Origin of the sequence: Pseudomonas sp. AM4(2022), from assembly GCF_036346515.1 — a bacterium.
In the GTDB taxonomy this organism is placed as follows: domain Bacteria; phylum Pseudomonadota; class Gammaproteobacteria; order Pseudomonadales; family Pseudomonadaceae; genus Aquipseudomonas; species Aquipseudomonas paracarnis.
The window spans coordinates 242,351-268,720 of record NZ_JAOTNW010000002.1 but is presented as its reverse complement, the minus strand read 5'-3'; the positions used below and the strand labels follow the sequence as shown (position 1 = coordinate 268,720).

At 57.9% G+C, this 26,370-nt stretch carries 18 protein-coding genes; 1 reads left to right on the top strand and 17 read right to left on the bottom strand.

Annotation, left to right across the window (positions count from 1 at the left end; translation table 11 throughout):
* Positions 1–87: 87 nt before the first annotated feature.
* The 17 genes from ODQ19_RS03560 to tssA all read right to left on the bottom strand — a co-directional run bounded on the left by ODQ19_RS03560 (position 88) and on the right by tssA (position 24,644).
* A complete protein-coding gene (locus tag ODQ19_RS03560; RefSeq protein ID WP_330209349.1) occupies positions 88–849 on the bottom strand; it encodes a pentapeptide repeat-containing protein in 762 nt (253 codons plus the stop codon).
* 146 nt (positions 850–995) lie between these two features.
* Complete coding sequence (locus ODQ19_RS03555) at positions 996–1,583, bottom strand: hypothetical protein (protein ID WP_330209348.1); 588 nt, start codon at positions 1,581–1,583, stop codon at positions 996–998.
* Positions 1,584–1,833: 250 nt separating this feature from the next.
* The gene (locus tag ODQ19_RS03550) at positions 1,834–2,418 is read right to left on the bottom strand and encodes an SMI1/KNR4 family protein (protein ID WP_330209347.1); all 585 of its coding nucleotides are present in this window, start codon (positions 2,416–2,418) and stop codon (positions 1,834–1,836) included.
* Positions 2,419–2,420: 2 nt separating this feature from the next.
* Complete coding sequence (locus tag ODQ19_RS03545; protein WP_330209346.1) at positions 2,421–6,722, bottom strand: RHS repeat-associated core domain-containing protein; 4,302 nt, start codon at positions 6,720–6,722, stop codon at positions 2,421–2,423.
* 31 nt (positions 6,723–6,753) lie between these two features.
* The gene (locus ODQ19_RS03540) at positions 6,754–7,473 is read right to left on the bottom strand and encodes a hypothetical protein (RefSeq protein WP_032900937.1); all 720 of its coding nucleotides are present in this window, start codon (positions 7,471–7,473) and stop codon (positions 6,754–6,756) included.
* A gap of 27 nt (positions 7,474–7,500) precedes the next feature.
* Complete coding sequence (locus tag ODQ19_RS03535) at positions 7,501–7,884, bottom strand: hypothetical protein (protein WP_137205442.1); 384 nt, start codon at positions 7,882–7,884, stop codon at positions 7,501–7,503.
* 1 nt (position 7,885) lies between these two features.
* Positions 7,886–12,250 carry an RHS repeat-associated core domain-containing protein gene (locus tag ODQ19_RS03530; RefSeq protein ID WP_330209345.1) on the bottom strand — a complete coding sequence of 1,455 codons (4,365 nt, stop codon included), beginning with the start codon at positions 12,248–12,250 and terminating at the stop codon, positions 7,886–7,888.
* 14 nt (positions 12,251–12,264) lie between these two features.
* On the bottom strand, positions 12,265–12,699 hold the full coding sequence (locus tag ODQ19_RS03525; protein ID WP_032878688.1) for a DcrB-related protein: 435 nt from the start codon (positions 12,697–12,699) through the stop codon (positions 12,265–12,267).
* 14 nt (positions 12,700–12,713) lie between these two features.
* Positions 12,714–14,660 (bottom strand): type VI secretion system Vgr family protein, encoded by a 1,947-nt coding sequence (locus ODQ19_RS03520; protein ID WP_330209344.1) that lies wholly within the window; start codon positions 14,658–14,660, stop codon positions 12,714–12,716.
* 159 nt (positions 14,661–14,819) lie between these two features.
* On the bottom strand, positions 14,820–17,480 hold the full coding sequence (gene tssH, locus ODQ19_RS03515; RefSeq protein ID WP_330209343.1) for a type VI secretion system ATPase TssH: 2,661 nt from the start codon (positions 17,478–17,480) through the stop codon (positions 14,820–14,822).
* Entirely contained in the window at positions 17,473–18,516 is a 1,044-nt protein-coding gene (gene tssG / locus ODQ19_RS03510; RefSeq protein ID WP_057975244.1) for a type VI secretion system baseplate subunit TssG, read from the bottom strand. The genes tssH and tssG overlap by 8 nt, the downstream gene beginning before the upstream one ends.
* Positions 18,480–20,339, bottom strand: coding sequence for a type VI secretion system baseplate subunit TssF (gene tssF / locus ODQ19_RS03505; RefSeq protein WP_330209342.1), 1,860 nt, complete (start codon positions 20,337–20,339; stop codon positions 18,480–18,482). Before tssF ends, tssG begins: the two co-directional genes overlap by 37 nt.
* A complete protein-coding gene (gene tssE / locus ODQ19_RS03500; RefSeq protein WP_116668565.1) occupies positions 20,336–20,851 on the bottom strand; it encodes a type VI secretion system baseplate subunit TssE in 516 nt (171 codons plus the stop codon). The genes tssF and tssE overlap by 4 nt, the downstream gene beginning before the upstream one ends.
* A gap of 72 nt (positions 20,852–20,923) precedes the next feature.
* A complete protein-coding gene (locus ODQ19_RS03495; RefSeq protein ID WP_003195562.1) occupies positions 20,924–21,412 on the bottom strand; it encodes an Hcp family type VI secretion system effector in 489 nt (162 codons plus the stop codon).
* A 155-nt stretch (positions 21,413–21,567) separates the two neighbouring features.
* The gene (tssC, locus tag ODQ19_RS03490) at positions 21,568–23,064 is read right to left on the bottom strand and encodes a type VI secretion system contractile sheath large subunit (protein ID WP_003195559.1); all 1,497 of its coding nucleotides are present in this window, start codon (positions 23,062–23,064) and stop codon (positions 21,568–21,570) included.
* Between the two features lie 2 nt (positions 23,065–23,066).
* A complete protein-coding gene (gene tssB, locus ODQ19_RS03485) occupies positions 23,067–23,573 on the bottom strand; it encodes a type VI secretion system contractile sheath small subunit (RefSeq protein WP_003195557.1) in 507 nt (168 codons plus the stop codon).
* A gap of 54 nt (positions 23,574–23,627) precedes the next feature.
* Complete coding sequence (gene tssA / locus ODQ19_RS03480) at positions 23,628–24,644, bottom strand: type VI secretion system protein TssA (protein ID WP_330209341.1); 1,017 nt, start codon at positions 24,642–24,644, stop codon at positions 23,628–23,630.
* 393 nt (positions 24,645–25,037) lie between these two features.
* Here tssA and tagH point away from each other — a divergent pair, with 393 nt between their 5' ends.
* Positions 25,038–26,366 carry a type VI secretion system-associated FHA domain protein TagH gene (tagH, locus tag ODQ19_RS03475; protein ID WP_330209340.1) on the top strand — a complete coding sequence of 443 codons (1,329 nt, stop codon included), beginning with the start codon at positions 25,038–25,040 and terminating at the stop codon, positions 26,364–26,366.
* Positions 26,367–26,370: the final 4 nt, after the last annotated feature.

Below are 26,370 nucleotides of genomic sequence, written 5' to 3'. Positions count from 1 at the left end.
TTTGATTTAAATAATCTGTCCTCTTCTTGCACCCTGTAACTAATTTGCTCAGCGGCGGTCATCACGATTTTTTGATACAGGGCTGCCTTAAGTATTCTGAAGAAGCGCAATAAATTGTTTGGTGAATTCCGGCCCTTCGTACTCTTCAAGATTCTTGATATTGAAGAGCGCGCCTCGTTGCGTTGTGAATTTTTGCAGGCGGCGTTTCAATAACTTATTGATCGGGTTTTCTGGCTCAGAGATAATCAATGCGAGCGCTTTGCGGGCGCGAACAGACACGTCTTTGAAAAAAATGTGCTGGGGATCTGCGGGGGGAATGATCTGCTCAAGATCACAGTCTATAAACGTTACCCAATCCAGTTTGCACAGTTCAAAGTCAATAAGAAGGGGGGTGTTGGGTGGTTCGGATATAAAACTTACTTCTTGTAGTTTTCCCGAAAACTTGAGGTTGTTTATTTTGCTGGCATTGAACGAGTTGTCAATGATCTTGCACTGGGTAAATATGCAGTTGCTGAATTCGCAATCTTTCAAAGACGCTTCTCGAAAGTTGCACCTTATGAAAGTACAGTTCTCGAATTTGCTGTTGCTGAAGCCTGAAGCCTGAAAGTCAACCGTCTTGAAGTGACAATGGGCTAATAAGGTCTTATTGAAAAATCTTGAACCGGAAAAATCACTTTTCTCAAAGCTGCAGCTCTCCAATATACATTGATCGAAAATCGGATCGGAGAGCTTCGCATCTTTTAATTTACAATCGATAATACGTTCTTTTTCAAAACGCGTTTTTTTAGGTAACACAAGCCCGTCCTGCTGTATGCCTGACAGTACGAATGATGGCATTTTGTCATTCACCATAATATTCCTTCATAACCATTGCCCCAGTCCCCATAACGCCGCTGATGCGTGCCTCTTTTCCAATCAGTCTTTTGCAAAGGGGAGGGACATTATTCATTTGATGGGCGTTCATTTAAATAACCTGCCTCATGAATAAGACTGCGTTACACAAGAGCAATAGAGTGAAATTCCAAAAAAGAATGATCAAGGTCAAGGCTCAGTAACTTATCTTTATACGCTTCGCAAATGACGATGTTGAAAGCTCCGCCCCAGCCATCTAAGCGAAAAACCTCTGTGTTTTTTGGAATTTTTTCTCTGCTTAACGTTGGGTTGAAAAAGAAACGACCTCTTGGATTTTGCCACTCTTTGACCACATGTGATTCGGGCCACGCCTCGTATTCTGACAGCGCCCAATCGACGCAATCGACATGTTTGTAAGCATGAAGAAGACGATAACGCACGTTTTGTTTTTCGTGGCTGATGGGCAAAAATTGCACATGCTCCGTCAGCAAGTTATCCAATCCTTGGAGAGCTTCGTCGAATACAAAAAAGTCAGCCCCGATGGTGTTGACCGGAGCTGTTTTTCCATCTACGAGAATCTCGTAGTGCAGGGGTTCGAAGGCACAAGGCGTTCTACTATTAGACAGCTCGACATCGTCTACTTCCTCTCCTTTATAAAAGAGCCCTCCCAGGTTTACATAACCTTCCCACTTTTTACTGGTAACGTTTGGATTAAGTTTGAAGTAATTCATAAGTCTACTTTCCTCAAAATCTTATTAAGCGTGGAGGTAGGGTCCAGTGCCTCCTTCCTAAGCTCTGCGAGCTCGGCCTTGAATTGATCCGGCCCTTTTCGGCTCGCATTTTGCAGTCGTTTATAAATCTCTGCATGCATTCCCTCGGGGTGCGGACCGTTATGTCGGTTAACGGGGGCGGATTTATTTGATCTTTGGTATTCACTTGACAGGTATTTATTAAATAAAGCCGTCTTTTTGTTTGCCGCAATTACCCGATAAGTTTGTAGTAGGCGCTTCCGTTCGTTGCAAGAAAGTCTTGCAGCTCAACATCGTCAACTGATGAGCCTTCCAGAGATGTCATCCATGTGTTGTCTTCTATCCAAAACGAATCATCATTAGCTTGAATGAGTATCTGAATTTCAGTTATGAACTTCCTCATAAAAAGCTCAAAGCACGAAGAGATGACGGTGACTTGCTCGGGTTGGTCGGGGGTGTAGTAAGCGATGAAGTGGGAGCCTTTTTTATTTTTCAAATCCAGATAGCCGAAAGCATCTCCGGCACTGGTGCCCGCGAATGCCCAAAATTTCATGGCTAATGAATTGTCTGCTTGCCAGAAATCCATAATATTTTCATAAAGGTTCAAGCCCAGCTCGCGGTTTTTGAAACCTAAAAAACAGTAATCAAGAATAGACGCCCCGTTGGTCTCCATCAGGAACGCCATGTACTCCTTGTCAAGCCCCCCGGTGACTTTTCCCATGTTTTTCAGAACAACCATAGTGCCATATGATCTAAATAGCTTAATCTTTTCAGGGTCAGTTGAGAGGTTTTCAATGCTTGAGACTATGTCTTTCATGGTTAATTGACCTTGTTAATATGTTCGGCGATGACTTTGTCGATTTCCATCGCTTTTTTCACGATTTGGGCACGGGTTGGCTTAGGGTTATTTTTCCTGAAGCTTGCCCACATTGGACTCACTATTTTTCTGTGAACGTTTCTTGGCAACCCTTGCAGGTTTGACAACGAAGTTCGCATGGATTCTGGGAACAATTTTTTAACGCCGATGTACATCTGAGGAATTCGATGATGCACTTCCATTTTCAGGCGCCCTCTGAATTTTTTCATTCGGGCGTATGCTTTGAAATAAGGTCGCAGGTGACATTTAAGACCCTCAGGGTCTATCCAAGCAATAGGGTTGGGCGCATAGACGTATAGATTCTGCCCACCCAACAGACCAATCGGGTCGGGAGTCGTAAATCGTCCTATATCGGGATCATAAAACCTGAACGTATTGAAATGCAGCCCGGTCTCCCGGTCCAGATACTGTCCTTGGAACCGCAGGTTTTGCTCTTCAATATAGTAAGGCTCGCGCACCTCCTCCACCGTGTTGCCCCATACCGTATATGTCGCACGCCAAGTGTCACGTCCGTCTGCTTCTTTCAGACATTCGGGTAAACCATTGAGGTCGTTGTGGTAATAGCGAATTTTTTGCGACGGGCTGACACCGTCCACGCGGGCTAAAGGCTCGCTTCCTTCTTCCTCATAGACATACAGGCTGGTCTGGCTATGTTTGTGCTCCTGCAACAGCCTCAATCCATCCCAGGTAAATCGCGTCACGCCCAATCGATAGCCATCGTTGTCATGCTCGGTTTTTTTGATGCGACGGCCCAACGGGTCGTATGTCATTCTGACTACACTGCCGTTTGCATTGTGCACTTCGACCAGTCGGCTTTCTGCGTCGTAGGCAAAACGCTGTAAGCCGCGAGCAGCGCTACGCTTTTCAATCATTCGTCCAAGAGCGTCGTACGTATAACGTTTGTCCTGAAATGTCAGCAGGCGGTTATGTCGTACCAGACCGCTTTGTTGTGGTCCGTCCAGCAGGTTGGCCGCAGCATCATAGGCATAGGTCTCGCTCCGTCCACCCCGTTGGCTGACGAGGATGCGTCCGGAACTGTCGTAGCCCAGATACTCTTGACGATCGTGCTGGCGGTCAACACGGCGGCGTCCGATCAGGTTGTCGCTGGGATCGTAGCTATAGTCAGTCTCTACCAGTGGTGGCAGCTGCCACGGCTGATCGATGCTGCGACGCTGGCGCGAGCGGACCCTTCCACTTCGATCATAGGCGGTACTCGTCTTGAGTTGACCCTGGGTACGCTGCACTTCGCGATGCAAGCGATCACGCTCGAAGTCGCTGATAACCTTTCCATCGAGATTCAACTGATGCAGGTGGCCACTGCCGTAATACAGGCGGTTCAGCCATCGACCATCAGGCAAGCCGGTTTGAATCAGATTCCCCAGTTCGTCGTAACGATGCTGCACAGATCCTGCCGAGCTTTTCTCCTCAAGGAGCTGCCCCATGGCGTCATAGCTGAAGCCAAGTGATTGCTCACTACCATCAGGCGCCCTGAAAGCAACACCGACCAGTTGGTCGTTGAGGTCGTGCTCGTAGCTGGTGGTACCGTCCGCAGTTATTTTGCTGACCAGGCGTCCCACGGGATCTCGCTGAAACCGATGTGACAGCGGCGCTACCGGCTCACCTTCCGTCCCCGGCAGGTAGTCAACGGCGACGACATCATCCAGCGGATCATAGGTGTAGCAGCGCCGGCTTTTATCCAGGTCTTGCTGCTGCACCATGCGGTCGGCTGCGTCCCACTCAAAGCGATAACTCTCACCGTTCTCGTTGGTCAGCTTGCTCAGACGTCCGTAGGCATCATGATCGAACATGACCGAACGGTTATGCGCGTCCCAGCGTTGTTTGACCAGACCGCGAATGTCATAGGCATAGCGTGTGGTGCTACCAGCAGGGTCTACGTGGGCAGTCAGATAACCACTTGCGCTGCGTTGGAATTGTTCGACGCGGCCGTCCGGAAGCTGACATTCCAGAAGCAGCGCCTGAGGGCCGTATCGGTAACGCACCGATTCACCTTCGGCATTGGTTTGCACCACCAGATTGCCAAACGCGTCATATTGATAACGCGTCGGATAACCGGAGCAATCGACTTCTTCGACCAGTTGGCTCCACTCGTTCCAATGCAATGTTCTGGTTTTTTCCGTCGCATCGATGATGCGCACCGGCTGTCCGAAGCCGTCATAGACATAGCGCGTGCGGTTGCCCAGTGGATCGACTTCCTCAATGCAGTTGCCCCGTTGGTCGTAGCGGTAATGCCAACTATTGCCCGCAGGGTCGGTTTCAATCTGAGGCAATGCCCAATGCGCAAGCCATTGTGTGCCACGGGTCCTGCCCCGCGGATCGGCCACTGTACTCAGGTTGCCGGAGTCGTCGTAACAGAAGCGCCATCTGCCGTTCTTTGGGTCAATCGCACCGAGCAGTTGGCGATCTTCGCTCCACTCGAACTGCCACGTATGGCCGAGGTTATCGACGTAGCGAGTGATCTGGAACTGCGGATTCCAATGCCGAGTGCTGACGCGCATCAACCCATCGGTGACGCGTGTAATGCCCGCATTCAGGTCGTAGTCGAAGGAGTATTCATCGCCCGCATCTGTCCAGTGCCGACTGACGCGCCATTCCTGGCCGTCTGGTCCAAGTACTTGAGCCCATTGGTAGAAGCAGCGCATGCCACTCGGCAATCGGTGCTCGGTCATGCGCCTGCCGCTGTCGTAGGCAAAGCTGCGAAGGGTCGTGCCCTGGGCGTCCAATACTTCGGCAAGATCGCCGTTGCTGTCATAGCGATAACTGACGAGCACGTCGCAGCGCCCATCGAAATGGTCCTGGCGCAGGTAACGGCGCTCGATATGGCTTACACGCCGAGGATGCTCTGCGGTGTAGCTCAGGTCGACGTGCATCAAGTCATGCGTGTCGCGTAGGCGGCACAGCCTTCCTTGGGCATCGTAATCAAGGAAGATCCGCCCTTCATTGCGATCACCCAGTAGGTGCAAGCGCATCCGTGAGTTGTTCTGCGGGTCGATTTCGAACAGCCGATACAGGCCGTCGATGCTCTCGATCAATACTGCGCCATCACCGCTGCGTCTCACCGCGAGGCCTTCGCCCGGATCGAACGCCCCACCGGACAACGGGATGTAACCGATCTCCAGGCGGCGTCCCTGCTCATCGATATAGAACAGGTTTTCGTCGGCATCTATTTCGACCGACACCTCATAGTCGACGCTCCAGCCTGCGCCGAAGAGGCCATCGCGACGTGTATCGAGACTGTTGTAGAAACGTTGCCAATCGATAGGGAGCAGACCGGGCAGAACAAAGTCCAACTCCTCCTCTTCGCCCAGAACCTTGGCCCCCGTCGCGCTGTGCACCGGATTAGGCGAGCCATTCATGGCGCTCTTGAGGGCTGAGGTGACCTTGGCGGTCCCGTAAGAGATCGCGCCACCCACCAACGCCCCTCCGATCATGCACGGCAGCTTGGTCCAGAAACATTTCAAGTTGCCCCGCAACGCCATCACCACGGCAATCGCCAGCCCCACCCCTGGCGTTTTCCCGCTACGAATCTCCTGCACCACAATGGTCTCACCACCAATGCGCACATCCGGCGAAATCAGGCCCTCAGCCGTCCCAATCTTCGCGTCGCAGGTACTGCGATCCCCGCTGCGCGCGGCAGGCTGCCCGTTGATGAACACCGAGCTGGAACCCTCGGCAATAAACTGCAGGGGCATGGGTGGGTGCTTGTTGCACGCCACGGTGTCCAGCGGGCACGGCTCGGTGCCGGGGGCGGGCGAGGCGACGGTCGGGCGCCACATCTGCGAGAAAAACTCACCTGCCATGTCCAGGAAGCTGGGGGCCGGCGGCTCGCTGGGCGCGACCGGCACGGCGGTCATCTTGCCGGCTGCACGGGCAGCTTTTTTGCCATTGATAAACACGTTGTGCGAGCCGCTGGTGATGAATGCATCGATCACCGGCGGGAACACCCAGTTGGCGGCGGACTCGCACCAACTGGATATCTTCAAGTCCGCCCCCGTGAGGCCAGCGGTAATACCGACGACCGCGCCGACCACCAACACCAATGCAACACCGCCGGTGGCGATGGTTGCACCAGTCGCAAGGAACACCGCCCCGGCAACGGCCAGGCAGCCCACAGTAGTGATCGCCGCATAGGCGGCCACTTCCAGCACACCGCCGAGAATGTCGGCCATCACCGAGGTGTGCAGCAGTGCGTCGCCTTCGCGGGCAGCCCAAAGATCCTCACTCATTGCTCAGGCTCGAGCTGAGCGGCTATTGGGTTCATGCGTAATAGTCGATGAAGTCTTCCAGTGAGGACTGGACTGTGTTTTTTCTGGAGGCGCTTTTGATTGATGGGATATGCGGCAATATGTTTGTTTTAAGTTCATTGGCCACGGCAGCCATGTCGTTATCGAGTGCTTCGACAGTGTTGTCCGACATGATGTCAAGCAGTGCGGCAAACAGTCGATATTCATCGCTGCCCGCCCGGTTGTCAGGATCCAACGGAGCATCATTCTGGCCTACCAAATAATCCAGAGGGTTGAACAGCTCAAAACCGAAATACTGATCCTCCGCCAGGAGTATCGTGAAGTCCTTTCCAAGGTTGACTCGGGTGAGCGCTTCTTTTTTAGTGGGAGGGCGCATGAAGCAAGACAACTGTCGGCCAAGAGGATCAAATAGTCTGAGCATGGTCGGCAGAACGTTAAAGACCGGCTTATGAAGTTTGATGCGGCCGGTTATTGTTTTATCGATCCTGAAAGTAGCCAGATGATTTTCTCCTGGTACGGAGAGCTCCAGGCAAGCCAGGTCGCCGTTTTCAGAGAATGAAAAGAGGTCGGAATTCTCTGAAATCCAATGCTCGGAGTTCGTATGCGGTTTGCGTGATGTGTCGAGGCGGACCACGGAAGAATTGGTGTCGAAAACCCATCTGACAGACGCATCTTCATAATAGAGTTGCGAGGTTTCTATCAATTCAATGTTGGGGGTGATCAGCACTTTCAAATGTCTTCCATTCTCGTCTTTTCAAACTCATTCTGTTGTGTATAAGTAAATTGCATCTTCGGTAATATAAATTATGTTGCCGTTTGGGTACGACTCTACTGGCGCAATCAAAAGCTCACGAAGATCGCCTGAGGTCTCGGCATTATCCAGGAAACTCAATAGATCGGTTTTTTCTGATTTGCAAAGTTCACCTTTGAAGATTTTTTTCTTGCCTTTGGTAATAAAAAGTTTGTTGGCAACGTAGTAACAGTCTGAGGTTAAAAAAGGTCGCAGCTTGGTCAATGAGTCAAGCACATGAGTGAAATTACCCGACAGGACAGTTTTGAGCATCATTGAAGAAATCTGCTCAATGTTTTCATTCGGGCCTAACCCGATTTTTTTGAGTGTTTCAAATCGATATTCATTTTTCATATCAATTCGGGACGTCATAAAATATATGACCATCCCCTCCATTGTTGTACCACTTGATGTGCGGTGTATCCCCAAAGCCGCCTTCTGGAGCCATATGTTGCTCATAGCCCTTAGGGTACTTCGCTACGCCGTCGGCGCGCGCACTCTGAGTATGGGCCTTATAGCGGTTCATATTACCTTGTGATTCTTTCAAAAACGCTTTGGCGTCCGAGCTTGATTTTACCTTGACCTGAAATTTTTCACCGTTAGCCATGGCTGCCCGGTTATCCAGGACGGCCTGTTTCCACTCCTTGGAGCCTTTGGTCAACGTGGGCATTTTCGAGGCTTTTTGGTTCAGCTTCCCTTTGTAAGCGCCGCACGCCAATCCTTTGGGGTCAATCCAGCCCGAGGGGTTTTGAGCATATTGATAAAGGTTCAATCCGCCCGCCAGTCCAATCGGATCCGGCGTTATGAATCGTCCAACATCGGGATCATAAAACCTGAACGTGTTGAAGTGCAGTCCGACTTCCCGATCCAGATATTGCCCTTGGAACCGTACGTTTTGCTCTTCCAAAAAAGAAGCTTCGTGCCACTCTTCTGAGGTATTGCCCCACACTCGAAAATGCGCCTGCCACACGATATGACCGTTGGTTTGCGTTAGCTGTTCAGGCATGCCGTTCAGGTCGTTATGGTAGTACCGCACATGTTGATGCTGGCCAGTGCCATCCACCCGTGCGATAGGCTCGTAACCGTCATCTTCATAGAGATAAAGGCTGGCCTGCCCGTTTCGATACTCCTTCAGCAACCGCAAGCCATCCCAGTCGAAGCGGGTTTCTCCCAAGCGAAACCCACGCTGATCATGTTCTGTTTTGCCAATACGCCGGCCCAGTGGGTCATACACCATCCGCACCAGCGTCTCCCGCTCGCCTTTCTGGTTACGGACTTCGATCAGTCGATGTTCGGCATCGTAGGCAAAGCGCTGTAAACCATGCATGGCGCTACGCTTTTCGATCATGCGACCAAAAGCATCGTATCGATAGCGCTTGTCTTGATAAGTGAGAAGCCGGTTATACCTTACCAATCCACTCTGCAGCGGAGCGTCGAGCAAGTTGGCGGCTGCGTCGTAAGCATAGGTTTCGCGATGACTCTGACGATAGCTGACCAGCACACGACCGGTACTGTCGTAACCCATATGTTCCTGATAGTCGAGTTGTCGATCGGTACGGCGGCGTCCGATCAGGTTGTCGCATGGGTCATAGCTGTAGTCGGTCTCGACCAATGGTGGCAACTGCCAAGGCTGATCAATGCTGCGGCGCTGGCGTGAACGTACCCTGCCACTTCGATCATAGGCCGTATTCGTTTTGACTTGGCCCTGAGTACGCTGCACTTCGCGATGCAAGCGATCACGCTCGAAATCGCTAATGACGTGGCCGTCAAGATTCAACTGATGAAGATGGCCACTGCCGTAGTAAAGTCTGTTCAACCACCGTCCATCAGGCAATCCAGTTTGGGTCAAGTTTCCTAACTCGTCGTAACGATGCTGCACAGAACCTGCAGAGCTTTGCTCCTCAAGCAGTTGCCCTAGCGGGTCATAGCTGAAACTGAGTACCTGCTGGCAACCGTCAAGGGCCGTGAAGGTTATTCCGACCAATTGGTCACGCAGATCATGCTCAAAAACTGTGGTTCCGTCGGCGGTGGTTTTACTGGTCAGGCGTCCTAGTGGGTCGCGCTGGAATTGGTGCCTGATTGGAGCCACCGGTTCGCCTTCGATCCCCGGCAGATAGTCCAAGGCCACAACCTCAGCCAATGGGTCATAGGTATAGCAGCGTCGACTCAGGTCAAGGTCTTGTTGTTGGACCAACCGGTTAGCCGCGTCCCATTCGAAGTGGTAGCTTTCGCCATTCTCATTGGTCAGTTTCAGCAATCGGCCATAGGCATCATGATCGAACATGACCGTGCGGTTATACGCATCCCAACGTTGTTTGACCTGACCGCGCAGGGTGTAGGCGTAGCGCGTGGAGCTGCCGGCGGGGTCGATATAGGCCGACAGATATCCATTGGCGCTACGTTGAAATTGCTCTATGCGACCATCCGGCAGCAGGCACTCCAGAAGTAGTCCCCGGGGGTTGTACCGATAGCGCACGGACTCCCCTTCAGCATTAATTTGCGTCACTTGATTGCCGAACGCGTCGTACTCATAGCGAGTGGGATAACCCGAGCAGTCCACTTCTTCGACCAGTTGGCTCCACTCGTTCCAATGCAATGTTCTGGTTTTTTCCATCGCATCGATGATGCGTACAGGCTGGCCGAAACCGTCATAGACATAGCGCGTACGGTTGCCCAGGGGGTTGATTTCCTCGATGCAGTTACCACGCTGGTCGTAGCGGTAATGCCAGCTGTGGCCCGCAGTGTCGGTTTCCACCTCGGGCAATGCCCAATGCGCCAGCCACTGCGTGCTGCTGGTTCTGGACAGTGGATCGATGACAGCGCTCAGGTTGCCGCACGCGTCATAGTTGAAACGCCACTGGCCGTTTTGCGGGTCAATCGCACCGAGCAGTTGGCGATCTTCGCTCCACTCAAACTGCCACGTATGGCCCAGGTTATCGACGTAGCGAGTGATCTGGTACTGCGGGTTCCAATGCCGTGTGCTGATCCGCATCAGCCCGTCGGTCACACGGGTAATGCCGGCATCGAGGTCGTATTCGAAGCTGTATTCATCGCCCGCATCTGTCCAGTGCCGACTGACGCGCCATTCCTGGCCGTCTGGTCCAGGTACTTGAGCCCATTGGTAGAAGCAGCGCATGCCACTCGGCAATCGGTGCTCGGTCATGCGCCTGCCGCTGTCGTAGGCAAAGCTGCGAAGGGTCGTGCCCTGAGCGTCCAATACTTCGGCAAGATCGCCGTTGCTGTCATAGCGATAACTGACGAGCACGTCGCAGCGCCCATCGAAATGGTCCTGGCGCAGGTAACGGCGCTCGATATGGCTTACACGCCCAGGATGCTCTGCGGTGTAGCTCAGGTCGACGTGCATCAAGTCATGCGTGTCGCGTAGGCGGCACAGCCGTCCTTGGGCATCGTAATCAAGGAAGATCCGCCCTTCATTGCGATCACCCAGCAGGTGCAAGCGCATCCGTGAGTTGTTCTGCGGGTCGATTTCGAACAGCCGATACAGACCGTCGATGCTCTCGATCAATACTGCGCCATCACCGCTGCGTCTCACCGCGAGGCCTTCGCCGGGATCGAACGCGCCACCGGACAACGGGATATAACCGATCTCCAGGCGCCGTCCCTGCTCATCGATATAGAAAAGGTTTTCATCGGCATCTATTTCGACGGACACCTCATAGTCGACGCTCCAGCCTGCGCCGAAGAGGCCATCGCGACGTGTATCGAGACTGTTGTAGAAACGTTGCCAATCGATAGGGAGCAGACCGGGCAGAACAAAGTCCAACTCCTCCTCTTCGCCCAGTACCTTGGCCCCCGTCGCGCTGTGCACCGGATTGGGCGAGCCATTCATGGCGCTCTTGAGTGCCGAGGTGACCTTGGCGGTCCCGTAAGAGATCGCGCCACCCACCAACGCACCTCCGATCATGCACGGCAGCTTGGTCCAGAAACATTTCAAGTTGCCCCGCAACGCCATCACCACGGCAATCGCCAGCCCCACCCCTGGCGTTTTCCCGCTACGAATCTCCTGCACCACAATGGTCTCACCACCAATGCGCACATCCGGCGAAATCAGGCCCTTGGCGGTCCCAATCTTGGCGTCACAGGTACTACGATCCCCGCTGCGCGCGGCAGGCTGCCCGTTGATGAACACCGAGCTGGAACCCTCGGCAATAAACTGCAGCGGCATGGGCGGGTGCTTGTTGCACGCCACGGTGTCCAGCGGGCACGGCTCGGTGCCGGGGGCGGGCGAGGCGACGGTCGGGCGCCACATCTGTGAGAAAAACTCCCCGGCCATATCCAGAAAGCTTGGCGCTGGCGGCTCGCTGGGCGCGACCGGCACAGCGGTCATCTTGCCGGCAGCGCGGGCAGCCTTTTTGCCATTGATGAACACATTGTGCGAGCCGCTGGTGATGAACGCATCGATCACCGGCGGGAACACCCAGTTGGCGGCGGACTCGCACCAACTGGATATCTTCAGGTCCGCCCCCGTGAGGCCCGCGGTAATGCCGACGACCGCGCCGACCACCAACACCAGTGCCACACCGCCTGTGGCAATGGTTGCACCGGTCGCGAGGAAAACCGCTCCGGCAACGGCCAGGCAGCCCACAGTAGTGATTGCCGCATAGGCGGCTACTTCCAGCACACCGCCGAGAATGTCGGCCATCACCGAGGTGTGCAGCAGTGCGTCGCCTTCGCGGGCAGCCCAAAGATCGTCACTCATCGCTCAGGCTCGACTCAGGGCGTAGCAGTAAAATTGAGCGTGTTTTTGAGTGTCGCCCAATGAGCTGCCTCCGCAGGGCCCAGGGGCTGGGTCTTGACGTAGCTCAGCGCAATCAGTTGGCGGGTGCCGGGTATCTGCATTGCCAGCTGATATTGGTAAATGTTGTCGCTGCCTTTGTTGAAACGGTTCTGTACTTCAAAGGCGTCGATGTCCTGCGTCGGTCCGACCTTGACCGCTTGTGCGGGGGAATAGCGCAGATCCTTGACCTGCTGCTCGAGCTTTTTCAGCTGGCCCTCGAAATTGCTTTGCAGGCTTTCGCCGTCCGCCAACGGGCTGCGGCTTACCACCAGGGTGGTGCCCAGCTTGGCGAACTTGAGGATATTGATCGAGGTGTCCTGTACTTCGGCATCGGGCAGGGTAAATTGGGCTTCGTTGATCAGGTAATTCATGTGAAGAAATCTCGTTATTGACCAGCGCCGGGCTTGCCGGGGAATTTTGATTCGACGGCGGACTTGATCGTGCTTTGCACGCCCTGGGCACCGGGCGAGGTGCCTTTGTCGCTGCCCAGGTTGATGTCCAGTTTTCCCTTTGTCTGGATCTTGCTGCTGCCGGTGGAAAACAGGTTGAACGAGCCACAGGTCAGGTTGATGTCGCCGCCAGCCTTGAGCTCAATCACGCTGTCGCCGCACACCAGGCGAATACTCTCGCCGGCCTCGATGGTGTAACTCGTGGCGGCGCTGTCGGACTTGGCTGCGCCCACGATCACCGTGTCGTTATTGCGCACAACCCGCAGGCGGTTGCTGCCGATGGTCACCGTCTCGTTATGCCCAATACTCTTGTTGCGGTCATGCCCCACCGAGTGGCTTTCATCCACCTCTACCACGATGTCTTGGTTACGCTCGGCATGGATATACAACTGCTCCAGCCCCTTCTTGTCCTCCATGCGGATTTCATTGAAGTTGGCCGGCGTGCCGCCTTTGCTGGAGCGGCTTTTCATGCCGCTCTGGGTAGCGTTCTCCGGCAAGTCGTAGGGCACCGTCTGCTCAGCGTTGTACACCCGCCCGGTGATGATCGGTCGGTCCGGGTCGCCTTCAAGGAAGCTGACAATCACTTCCTGGCCGATGCGTGGAATCTGCATCGAGCCCCAGTTCTTGCCGGCCCAGGATTGCGACACACGAATCCAGCACGAGCTGTTTTCGTTGGATTGGTCGTGGCGGTCCCAATAGAAATGCACCTTCACGCGGCCGTACTGGTCGGTCCAGATTTCCTCGCCCTTGGGGCCTACCACCAAGGCGGTCTGCGGGCCTTTGACGATGGGGCGGTGAGTATTGGCCAGCGGGCGGAAACTTTGTTGGGCGTCGATGCAGGTCAGGCTGCTTTCGAACTGCGCCGAGCCTGAACCGCCACCGCTTTCCAGGCTTTCTTGCACGATGAAGTAACGGCAACCGACGATCAGGTATTCGCGGTTCTGGTCCTGGCGGCTGAAGCCGGTGAGGCTGAACAGATGGCCCGAGCCCAGGCCACGCGCATTGCCGCTGAACTCGATCTGTTCATGCAGGGTTTGCAGGGCTTCGATGCGGGTGCGCGCATAGTGTTCGCCGTCGGCGCTTTGCACGTAGGTGCCGGGGTAGTCGTACAGGGGGTAGTCGCCGGCGGTGTGCGGGCGCGGCATGGCCGAGCGCACGTCGATGCTCGCGCTGGGGCGCTGGAAGTCGTAGTCGTTCAGCTCCAGCGAGCCCGGCTGCACCTCCTGCGCCAGGTGCCAATTGTGCATATGGTCGCGTTCGCGCTGCTGCTCGTCCTTGGGGTAGTAGGGGATCGACGCATAGCCAGGCACGTTGGTGTGAGCGCCATAGGCGTCGGCCAGCACCAGCACATGGCGGTCCTGTTCATGGCGGAAGAAGTAGTAGATGCCTTCCTGTTCCATCAGCCGGCTGACGAAATCGAAGCTGGTCTCGCGGTACTGCACGCAGTACTCCCACTCGCGATATGGCCGGCTCAGGGCGTCTTCGAAGTCGGAGAAACCCAGGTCGCGGAACACCTGCTTGATGATCTGCGGGATGCTCAGGTTCTGGAAAATCCGGCAGTCGGACGTGCGGCTGAGCAGCCACAGCCAAGGGCGAAGAGTGACCTGGTAGCTGGCGAACTGGCCCTGGTCGATGTTCTGGCTGCAACGGGCGACGATGCCGTGAAAGTACCGCTCGCCACCGTCCGCCAGTTGCAGGCCCACGCTCATCGGTTTGCCCAGCAACTGGTTCAGGTCGATGTTGGCGTCCAGGGACGTCAGTTGCAGCTCGTAGTTGAACAGCCGACCCAGCTCTTCACCGCCGCCCATTTCGTTGAGCAGCAGCACATCCGGCCCGAGGGGGCTGGTGATCTTGGCCAGGCGTGAGGCTTGGTTGAATAGCATCGGTAGTCCCGTAAATACCTTAATAACTGAAGAAACCGAATCAAAAATGTGGGAGCGGGCTTGCTCGCGAAAGCGGTGGGTCAGTCACCGGGTGTATCAACTGATACACCGCATTCGCGAGCAAGCCCGCTCCCACAGTTTTGATCGCATTCCGTCAGATCAAACCGTGTCGCTGAAGTCGTAGTGCAGTTCATTATCCCGACTACTGATCCGCACTCCCGCCAGTGCCTTGCCTTCCAACATGCGCGTGAGGAATTCGCGGCTCATGTCCGGCAGCAGGCTGTTGGTGAGGATGGTATCGATCATGCGCCCGCCGCTTTCAGTCTCGGTGCAGCGCGAGACGATCAGGTCGACCACTGCGTCGTCATACTCGAACGCGACTTTATGGGTGTTCTCCACACGTTTCTTGATGCGGTTCAGTTGCAGGCGCGTGATCGCCTTGAGCATCTCGTCGCTCAGCGGGTAGTACGGAATGGTCACCAGGCGCCCGAGCAGTGCCGGCGGAAAAATCTCCAGCAGTGGCTGGCGCAAGGCCTTGGCGATTTCCTCGGGCTCGGGGATGTTCGCCGGGTCTTTGCAGACGTGGGAGATCAGTTCGGTACCGGCATTGGTGGTCAGCAGGATCAGCGTGTTCTTGAAGTCGATCACCCGGCCTTCGCCGTCTTCCATCACGCCCTTGTCGAACACTTGGAAGAAAATCTCGTGCACGTCCGGGTGAGCTTTCTCCACCTCATCGAGCAGCACCACGCTGTAGGGTTTGCGCCGTACCGCTTCGGTCAGCACACCGCCTTCGCCGTAGCCGATATAGCCCGGTGGCGCGCCCTTGAGGGTGGACACGGTGTGGGCTTCCTGGAACTCGCTCATGTTGATGGTGATGACGTTCTGCTCACCGCCGTACATGGCTTCGGCCAGGGCCAGGGCAGTTTCGGTCTTGCCCACACCCGAGGTGCCGGCCAGCATGAACACGCCAATCGGCTTGCTCGGGTTGTCGAGGCCGGCGCGGGAGGTCTGGATGCGCTTGGCGATCATTTGCAGGGCATGGTCCTGGCCGATGATGCGTTTCTTCAAGTGTTGGTCGAGATTGAGCACAGTCTCCAGCTCATTGCGCGCCATGCGGCCCACCGGGATGCCGGTCCAGTCAGCGACCACCGAGGCCACGGCCTGGTAATCCACGGTCGGGAGGATCAACGGGGTTTCGCCTTGCAGCGCGGTGAGGCGTTGTTGCAGGTCGACCAATTGAGCACGCAACGCATCGTTGCCGCTGTCCACCACACCGGCTTTTTCGCGCAGGGTTGCACGGGTAGCCAGCAATTCATCTACCAAGGCTTTTTCTTCAGCCCAGCGGCTTTCCAGCGTGGCCAGACGCTCACGCTCGGCGGTCAGCAGCGCTTCGCTATTGGTTTGACGCGCACCAATGGCAATGCCGATCGCATGCTCACGGGCGATGATTTGCAACTCGGTTTCCAGGGCCTCGATACGGCGACGGCTGTCGTCCACTTCTGCTGGTACCGCGTGCAGGCTGATAGCGACGCGGGCGCAGGCGGTGTCCAGCAGGCTCACGGACTTGTCCGGCAACTGGCGCGCCGGAATATAGCGGTGGGAGAGCTTCACCGAGGCCTCCAGGGCTTCGTCGAGGATCTGCACCTGGTGGTGTTTTTCCATGGTGGACGCCACGCCGCGCATCATTAGCAGCGCCTTGTCTTCCGACGGCTCGGCAACCTGCACCACCTGGAAGCGGCGGGTCAGGGCCGGGTCTTTTTCGATGTGCTTTTTGTACTCGGCCCAGGTGGTGGCGGCCACGGTACGCAAGGTGCCACGGGCCAGGGCAGGCTTGAGCAGGTTGGCCGCGTCACCGGTGCCGGCGGCGCCACCGGCACCCACCAGGGTATGGGCTTCGTCGATAAACAGGATGATCGGCTTGGGCGAGGCCTGCACGTCTTCGATAACCTGGCGCAGGCGCTGTTCGAACTCGCCTTTCATGCTGGCGCCGGCTTGCAACAGGCCCACGTCAAGGCTGCGCAGCTCCACATCCTTGAGCGCAGGCGGCACGTCACCGGCGACGATGCGCAGGGCGAAACCTTCGACCACGGCGGTCTTGCCCACCCCGGCTTCACCGGTGAGGATCGGGTTGTTCTGGCGCCGACGCATGAGGATGTCCACCAGTTGGCGGATCTCCTCGTCACGGCCCACGATTGGGTCGAGCTTGCCGCTGCGGGCCTGTTCGGTCAGGTCCACAGTGAAACGCTTGAGTGCTTCCTGCTTGCCCATCGCGCTGGGCGCCATGGCGCCGCTGGCCTCGCCTGGCACACCGGCATTGAAGCCGTCGCTGGCGCTCAAGGCGTTTTCCGGCGAGTCACCGACGTATTCATCAAAACGTTCGCTCAAGGCCTCGGCCTTGATCTTGTCGAACTCGCCGGACAAACCCAGCAACGCATGGCGCAGGCTCGGCGTCTTCAAGATGCCCAGCACCAGATAACCGGTGCGCACCTGGCTTTCGCCGAACATCAGGCTGCCATACACCCAGCCGCGTTCTACGGCCTCTTCCACATGGGAGGACAGGTCGGTGATCGACGTGGAGCCGCGCGGCAGGCGGTCCAGGGCTTCGGTAAGGTCACGGGCCAGGCGCGCCGGCTCTACATTGAACTGGCGGATGATGCGGTGCAGGTCCGAGTCCTGCAGTTGCAGCAACTGGTGAAACCAGTGGGCCAGCTCCACATACGGATTGCCCCGCAACTTGCAGAACACGGTGGCGGCTTCGATGGCCTTGTAGGCCACGCTGTTGAGTTTGCCGAACAGTGCGGCGCGACTGATTTCACCCATGCTCTGGATTCCTTGAGGTAGTGGCGTGGTCGGCGTAATGCCGGGCCAGGATTAGGTCGTTGGCGTCATGCGCAGGTTGGCCGAGCCAGGTATTGAAGCCCAGGCGGAACTGGCCGTTGAGTTGCAGCGCCGGAACTTCGGGTTGTTGCAAAACCAGGTTCAAGTCCCAGTCCAATTCATGGCCCAGGTACTCGGCCACCCACGCCACCAGCTCGTTGAACGGCTGTTGGCCGGGCAGCATGCCCATGTAGTCATCCAGCGTGAGCGGGCCCAGGCGGATGCGGAATTTGTGCTGGCGGTCCCACACGTGGCTGCCCAGGCAGAAGTCCACGCCCAACTGGTTGGCGCTGACGCCCACACGGCTGCGTTCGGGCAGTTCCAGCCATTGGCCGACGTATTCTTCGATCTCTACCGGCAGGCCGAAATACTCGCCGAGGATCGCTTTCAAGCCATCCGGGTAGCGGGTTTGCGCCGACAGATGGCCGCTGTAATGCAGCTTTGCGGTATCGGGGATGAGCCCTTGATTGAGCAGGCTCGGCATCCCGCGGCCACTCAGGGCGGCGAGGCGGGCGGACCAGTAGTCATCGTCCGGGCGGTCGTGGCTGACCGTTGGCCGCGCCTCGGCCCAGGCCCGATAGAACAGGGTCAGCAGGCGATGGTGGAACACATCCAGGAACTGCTTGCTGGTGCTGTCGGCGTTATTGCGTTGGCGCTCGCGTACGTACTCGGTGATGTGCAGCGGCAGCGGGCCATTGGGGCCGCCGAGGCCGAAGAAGAACTGCTCCAACCGCGCCGGCTTGCCGTCGCCACCGGGGTCGACTGAGGCAAGGGTGGCGGGTGCGAAGGTGCAATCGGCCTGCTGCCCCAGGCGCAGCGGGTCATCGGCCAGGCGCAGGGAATGGCCCAGGCGTGGCAGCTCGGGCGTTTCGCACTCGATGCGCCGCAATGCCTGGAAGAAGTCATATTCCCAGGGCTCCTGGTGCATCGCGTCCAGGGTTCTCACAGGGTCGGACGCCGTCCGGGCTTGGCTTTCCATCGCATGATCTCGCCGCGTTCGGTGGTACGGATCACCGTCTCGGTAAAGCTGTTGATCGACACGTAGCGTGCCAGGAAGCGCTCCAACACTGCACCGAGCAGGAACACGCCGGTGCCGCGAAACGCGTTTTCATCGAACTCCAAGGTGATTTCCAGGCCGCGGCCAAACACAATCGGGCCAGGCATCGGCAGGCGTCGAGTCACCGCCTTACTGCTGACTTCGCGCAGACCTTCGATCTGCAATTGCAGGGCGGCGTCATTGCTGTCGCCGTACAGGCGCAGCAGTTCGCGCAAGGCGCCGGCGCCCTGGCCCTGTTCGCTCAAGGAGAGATAGTTGAGCGACAACTGGCTGATCAGGCGCCAGGCCTTGGCGTCATGTGCGTGGCTGGCACGCGGGCGGCTTGGCCCGGCGACGCACCGCACGGCCAGTACCGGCGCACTGTCGGCCAGGGTGAAGTCGGTCTTGCCGTTGCCCACGCTCATGAACAGCGGCAGGTCGCGGTTGGTGCACAGCGCCGTCACGCCCAGTTGGCGCAGGTCATGGCGATACGGCGCCTGGCGGCTGTCCACTAGGCTGACGAAGGTTTCACTGCCTACATACGTGGAGCGCGGGCCATTGCGGCGTTGGTCGCTGGACAACACCCGTGGCTCACGGCGCACGCTGTAATACGCCTGGTCGCGGCCATAGCGCGACGGATCGCGCACCGCATAGAACGGCAAGAACGGCTGCTCCGGTCCAGTGCCATGGCCGGTAATGCCGCTCAAGGAGTGAATCTCGAAATCCATCGGCCGCGTACGGTCGGCGATCACATGGTGTTCATTGACCCGGTCGGACAAGTGGATGCGGTCCACACGCTTGGGGAACAGGTTGATGGCGGGCGTGCAGAACGGCAAGAACTGCGCCGCGCCGACACTGCCTTCCAGGCTCGGTTCGTGGCGGTCGAACAACACGATCAGTTCCAGCTCCTGGCCGTCACACCGCTTGACCGCGCGGCTCAACTCGGCGAACTCAACGAACAGGAAGCGATGGGGCAGGGCGAAGTATTCCTGCAATAGGCGATAGCCCTGGAACGCCCGCGCCACCACCGGCATGGCCGCATCGGCATCGTCGAAACCCCGCGAGCGCAACGCGTCCTGGGGCAGGCGCTCGACCCAATCGCCACCGGGCTGGCGCGCAAACACCGCGCAGGCATTGCCCAGCAGCTGTTCGTAGAGGCGAAACGGTTGTTCATCAGCGCCGCTCAGGTACAGCGGCAAGGTATCCAGGTCGAGGCTGTTGAACGGCAACTCGGCACCGGTGCGCAGGGTCAGGCGCAGGCCGGCCTTGGCTTTCGGTTCGCTGGCGGCGAGGCGTCCGAGCACGGCGGCGGGGTTGCCGAAATATTCGGCGTTGCTGACCTGCAACGGCCACAGCGTCACCGGGTGCGCGGTACGGTACTCGCAGCAGGTCTGGGTTTCACGGCCCAGGGCGGCACGCAGCACCGTGTCCCGGGGCAGCGGGAAACCGCCGGCCAGGGAGCCTTCATCGGGGTCGGTCTGCAGTTGCACCACGGTCATCGACGGCGTCGGTGCCAAGTAGTGCGGGTAGGCGATTTCCAGCAAGTTATGGGTGAAGGTTGGGTACTCGGCGTCGAGCTTGAGCTGCACGCGGGCCGTGAGATAGGCGAAGCCTTCAAGCAAACGTTCGACGTACGGGTCGGCGCAGTCCATGCCGGACAGGGTCAGCCGACTGGCGATTTTGGGGTATTCCTTGGCGAACTCGGCGGCGCTTTCGCGCACGTGGTGCAGTTCCTGGTTGTACAGCTCCAGCAGGCGCGGGTTCATGGGCGTCTCCGCTGGTCGGCATTCAGCACGCGCACATGGCCGGACTCCAAGTCCACGTCGGTCTGCAACAGCAAACGCAACGGCACCGGCTGTGCCCACAGGTCGCCTTCAATCTCGAAACTCAGGGCGTTGTGATTCATCTCGCCATGGCCCATGCGCGCCTTGACCCGCAATGTGTGGCGCAAAATACGCGGCTCGAAAGTGGCGATGGCTTGGTAAATCAAGGCTTCCAGGGCTTTGATATCGACGCTCGAAGCGCTGTTGCCCGCCAGAGCCGGCAGGCCGTAATTGACCACCGAAGTGCCGGCCTGGGTGTGCAGCGTGGCATCGGTATCGAGTAACGAGGTGGTGTTAAGCAACCACGCCAGGTCACGCAGCACCGAGGCCTTCAATTGGGTCAGGGACAGCACGCGTTTGTCGGCGCTTTCCTTGGGGTTGGTCGGGTCGTCGTCGGTCAACCGGTCCAGCAGGGACGGTTGCAGACGGTCGCGGGAAGCGATTTCAGTTACCACCAAAGCAGCTCCACGGACGGGTTGCGAGAGGGACACAATGGCCGTGGCACCGGGCCACGGCCACAAGGGCTATCAGCGTTTGGTGTTGGAGCGGATGTTCCAGCCAAACTTGATGGCGCCGCCATCTTTGGTGCCGTCGGCTTTCTGCGGCTGGTAGTCGACCATCACTTGGGCGAAGTTCAGGGTGACGTTTTCGGTCAGGCGATCATCGCTGCCCGAACCGCCGGTGCTCAAGGAGGTGACCAGCACTTCTTCCAGGTTGATCACCATGTACTCGACCTGGCTCTCGCCACCGGCCTTGCGCACGGTCAGCTTGACCTTGTCGATGTGCTTGCCGCTGGCGCAGTGCATCATCAGGTTGGGTGAAGCCTTGTCGACGTATTTGGTCAGCGACAGGTCCTGGATATTCACCTTGCCCGCGCCACCGCCACCGCCGACGTGCATGTTGCCGGACTGGGACATGCCCCAGCTCCAGTTCAACACATCGATTTCGTCCTTGTGGGCCTTGTCCATGGACTCGCCCTTGATGTCGCCGATCTTGATGAAAATATCAACAGCCATGTTTTCTCCCTGTGTGGCTCAGGCCACTTGATTGGGTGATCGTTCCCACGCTCTGCGTGGTAACGCATCCTGTGACGCTACGCGTCACCGGGACGCAGAGCGTCCCGGGCGGCATTCCCACGCGGAGCGTGGGAACGAGCTAGCTCAACCGTTACTTATGCGCTTTTTGCCGAAGGCAGTTTCGATACCAGGCGCAACGACACCGTCAGCCCTTCAAGCTGATAGTGCGGGCGCAGGTAGAACTTGGAGTTGTAATACCCCGGGTTACCTTCGACTTCTTCCACGATCACTTCGGCCGCCGCCAACGGGTGCTGGGCTTTGGTGGTTTCGGTGGAGTGTGCCGGGTCGCCGTCGACGTAGTTGAGGATCCAGTCCTGCAACCAGCGCTGCATTTCGTCCTTCTCTTTGAAGGAGCCAACCTTGTCGCGCACGATGCATTTCAAGTAGTGAGCGAAACGGCACGTGGCGAACAGGTACGGCAGGCGCGCGGCCAGGTTGGCGTTGGCGGTGGCGTCCGGGTCGTCGTATTCGGCAGGTTTCTGCAGCGACTGGGCGCCAATGAACGCGGCGAAGTCGGTGTTTTTCTTGTGCAGCAGCGGCATGAAACCGTTCTTCGCCAGTTCCGCTTCACGGCGGTCACTGATGGCGATTTCGGTCGGGCACTTCATGTCCACGCCACCGTCATCGGTAGGGAACGTGTGGGCCGGCAGGTTTTCCACCTCACCGCCAGACTCGATGCCACGGATGCGCGAGCACCAGCCGTAGTGCTTGAACGAACGGTTGATGTTCACTGCCATGGCGTAGGCGGCGTTGGCCCAGGTGTACTTGGAGCTGTCGGCGCCGTCGGTGTTTTCTTCGAAGGCGAACGCTTCCACCGGGTCGGTCTTGGCGCCGTACGGCAGGCGTGCCAGGAAGCGCGGCATGGTCAGGCCGATGTAGCGCGAGTCTTCCGATTCACGCAGCGAGCGCCAGCCGGCGTATTCCGGGGTGGTGAAGATCTTGGTCAGGTCGCGTGGGTTCGACAGTTCCTGCCACGAGCCCATGCCCATCACGGTCGGCGAGGCCGCAGCGATGAAAGGCGAGTGCATGGCGGCGCAGACTTTCGACAGTTCGCCCAGCAGTTCCACGTCGGGCGGCGACTGGTCGAAGTAGTAGTCACCCACCAGGCAGCCGTAAGGTTCGCCACCGAACTGGCCGTATTCTTCTTCGTACATCTTCTTGAAGATCGGGCTCTGGTCCCACGCGGTGCCCTTGAATTTCTTCAGGGTCTTGTGCAGGTCTGGCTTGGAGATGTTGAGCACGCGAATCTTCAGTTGCTCATCGCTCTCGGTGTTATTGACCAGGTAATGCAGGCCACGCCAGGCGCTTTCCAGTTGTTGGAAATCCTGGTGGTGGATGATCTGGTTGACCTGGGCGGTGAGCTTGGCGTCGATGGCGGCGATGATCGATTCGATCGACTTGATCGCGTCGTTGGACACCAGGTCGGTTTGCGCCAGGGCCTGTTCAGCCAGGGTGCGCACCGCGGTTTCAACGGCTTCGCGGGCACGCTCGGTCTTGGGTTTGAATTCTTGCAGCAGCAGGTTCGCGAACTCGCTGGCTTCTTCGGTGGTACCCAGGATCTGGCTGCCTTCGCGGGCGGTATTGTCCGTCATGATTACTGCTCCCCTGCAGGCTTGGGCGCGCTGGCAAGTGCCTGAAGCAATGCCGGGTCCTTGATCGCCTTCATGATGATTTCTTCAGCGCCAGTCTTGCCGTCCATGTAGGTCAGCAGGTTGGCCAATTGGGTGCGGGCTTCGAGCAGCTGGTTCAGGGAGTCCACCTTACGGGCCACGGCGGCCGGGCTGAAGTCGTCCATGCTTTCGAAGGTGATGTCCAGGCTCAGGTTGCCTTCGCCTGTCAGCTCATTGGGTACGTGGAACGCGACGCGTGGCTGCATGGCCTTGAGGCGTGAGTCGAAGTTGTCGACATCCACTTCAAGGAACTTGCGGTCGGCCACGGGTGCCAGCGGCTCGGCAGGCTTGCCGGCGAGGTCGGCCATCACGCCCATTACGAAGGGCAGCTGGACCTTTTTCTCGGCGCCGTAAAGCTCGACGTCGTACTCGATCTGCACTCGAGGCGCACGGTTGCGCGCGATGAATTTCTGAGAACTTTGCTTCGCCACGTTGCTGCTCCTGGTCGCTTGAGCGACGGTGTTGTTACTGCACGGTCCGGCGGCTTACTCGCTTTCGGGGCCGCGCAGGTTTTCAAATTGGGACATGCCATCGGGAATCAGATTGCGCACGATGGCCGCAAAGTCGGCATGTACCAGATTCTTGGCTCGGTTCAACAACACCGGCAGCGGGCTCGAAGGCTCGTGGCGGGTGTAGTACGCGAGGATTTTGTCGAGGCTGCGCAGCACATCGTCGCGTGTGGCGATGTCGCCAGTCGGGCGAGGGGCTGCGGGCGCGGCGGCGTCGACCGAGGGGGCATTGTCTTCACTGACGGCCTCGGGATCGCTGCTGCTGTCGGTGCCTGGCACCGCTTGATTGAGCAGTTGCAGGGCCTGTTTGAGCGGCTGCTTCAAGGCGCTGAGGTCCACGCCCTGAGCGGAACCGACTTGGTCATTGACCTGTTGCTCAATGGCCTCGCACGCCGCACGCGCCGCGCTCAAGGCCTCACGGGTGGCTTGCAGCTGTTCGGGGTCGCTGTCCAGGAACGCGGCGTTGAGTTGCTGGTTGCCCAACTGCTCATCGGCAAAACTCTGCAGGCCGCTGGCGTTGAGCGCTGCGCGCAGGGTCACGGGCCCGAAGGTGCGCGAGCGCGTCAGGATGCTTTCGCGCAGCAGACGAATATTGGTCTCGCAGGTCAGGCCGGTAAGGGCGTTGATGCGCACGGTAGGGTCGTTGTCATCGTCGGCATCCAGGCGCGGGTGCAGCTCGGCCCAGTATTGGCGCAGCAAGGCGTCGATCAGCGTGAGGACTTCGGCCAGCCCGGCCACACCCTGGAGGGCGAGGGTGCTTTGCAGCAGAAAATGGGTGATGCGCAGGTCTTTGCTGCGCTGAAACAAGTCCAGGCTTTGCTGCTGGATGCTGCGCCACTCGGGCGGCTCAGCGGGCAGGATCGAGTCGCCCATGCTGCGTTCGGGTTGGCCCTTGGCATCACGTTCCAACTGCAGAAATTGCGCGTCATATTCCATGTCCTCGCCACAGGGCGACGTCGCGGAAACGGCGGTGAGCAGCAACGGCACATCCACTGAATTCGATCTCCTTATCGGCCCGCTGGACAGCGGGCAATGCATGCACTAGTTGCGTAATGAACTGTGCATGTTTTCTTGGTCATACAATCAGAGTGCCACTACTGCGCCATCACTGATGTTCAAGAAGTTGTGCATTTTTGGTGTAGTACTTATGGCTTGTCAAGGTAAGCTATTCGCCCTCTGTGACAGATGTGCGGTGTTTAACAACCTGCGCGACTGGCGAGTCGAAAGGCGCGCCCAGAGCGGATTTTTGTCATGGAAGCCAGTTAAGATCAGCGATCATGCTGGCAAAAGCAGATTTTGGCGGTCGTTTGTACGACAGGACGGGACTCTCCAGGGCGGCGCTGCCTCCTGGGTAGGCTGCGCGCGATGTATCAGCAAGGAGGCAAGATGTCGCTGTGTTTGACTATCACTAGTTATCACAAGATCACCCCTGGGCAATGCCCCGAAAAGTCCATGGATCAGGGCGTGATGGCTATTGGCCGCAGTTCTGACAATGACTGGGTATTGCCCGATCCTGAGCGTCTCGTCTCTTCGCAACATTGCGTTATTCAATACAAAGATGGCCGTTATTACTTGACCGATAACAGCACCAATGGTGTGGAGTTGGTCAAGGCAGGTATTCGTATGCGTCGGGGTAACAGCGAGCCGTTGCAAGATGGCGAGTTGATCCGTATCGGCGATTACGAGATCCAGGCGCGCATCGACTTCAACGTGCAGGCCATCGACAGCCAGCCATTTGCCGGTGACTCACCCAACAGCTTTGAAGCGTTGATGGGCGCCGTGGCGAGCCAACCTGCGCCCACGCCGATGATCGCGCTGCAGTTCCAGGGCGCCTCGTCCATGGAAACTTTGCCAGACCTGTTCGACTTCCTCAGCCCCACCGCCGTGCCGCCGCCCACCGTGGCGGACCATGTGCCGTCCGAGCAACACGATTTTCGTCCTCCGGCTCCAGTGGCCGTACCGGCGCCCGAAAAGCCGTCGGTGCAAGGCTCGGTGATTCCCGAAGACTGGGACCTGTTCAGCGACGCGCCCGCGCCCGTTGTCAATGCTGCGCCCGCCCCAGCACCGATCATCCCGCCGCCACCCGTGGTCGAGCCTGTTGCGCTCCCCGTGGCCGATGCCGAGCCGCCACCGGATCTCCTGCAAGCCTTCCTGCGCGGTGCGGGCCTGGACCAGTTACGCCTGGACAAAGCCGACGCCTGCGCGCAGATGGAAAGCATCGGCCGCAGCTACCGGCTGATGGTCGAGGGCCTGATCGACGTACTGCGCGCCCGTGCCAGCCTCAAGGGCGAGTTCCGCATGCAGCAGACTATGATCCGCCCCGCCGAAAACAACCCATTGAAATTCGCCCCGAATGCCGATGAAGCGTTACTGCTGTTGCTGCGTCATGGCAACCAGGCGTTCATGGCGCCGGACCTTGCCGTACGTGACAGTTTCGACGACCTGCGCGCCCACCAGTTGGCCGTAATGGCTGGCGTGGAAGCGGCGATCAAGCACCTGCTCGCGCGCTTTGAACCGGCGCAATTGGAGGAGCGCATGGGCAAGCCCGGCGGCCTCTCCAGTCTGTTCAACGGTTCGCGCCAGGCCCAGTACTGGCAGCAGTTCACCGAGCTCTACAGCAACATTTCCCGCGAGGCCCAGGACGATTTCCAGGACCTGTTCGGTCGCGAATTCAGCCGGGCCTACGAAGAACACAGTGCACGACAGCGACGCTGAAAAC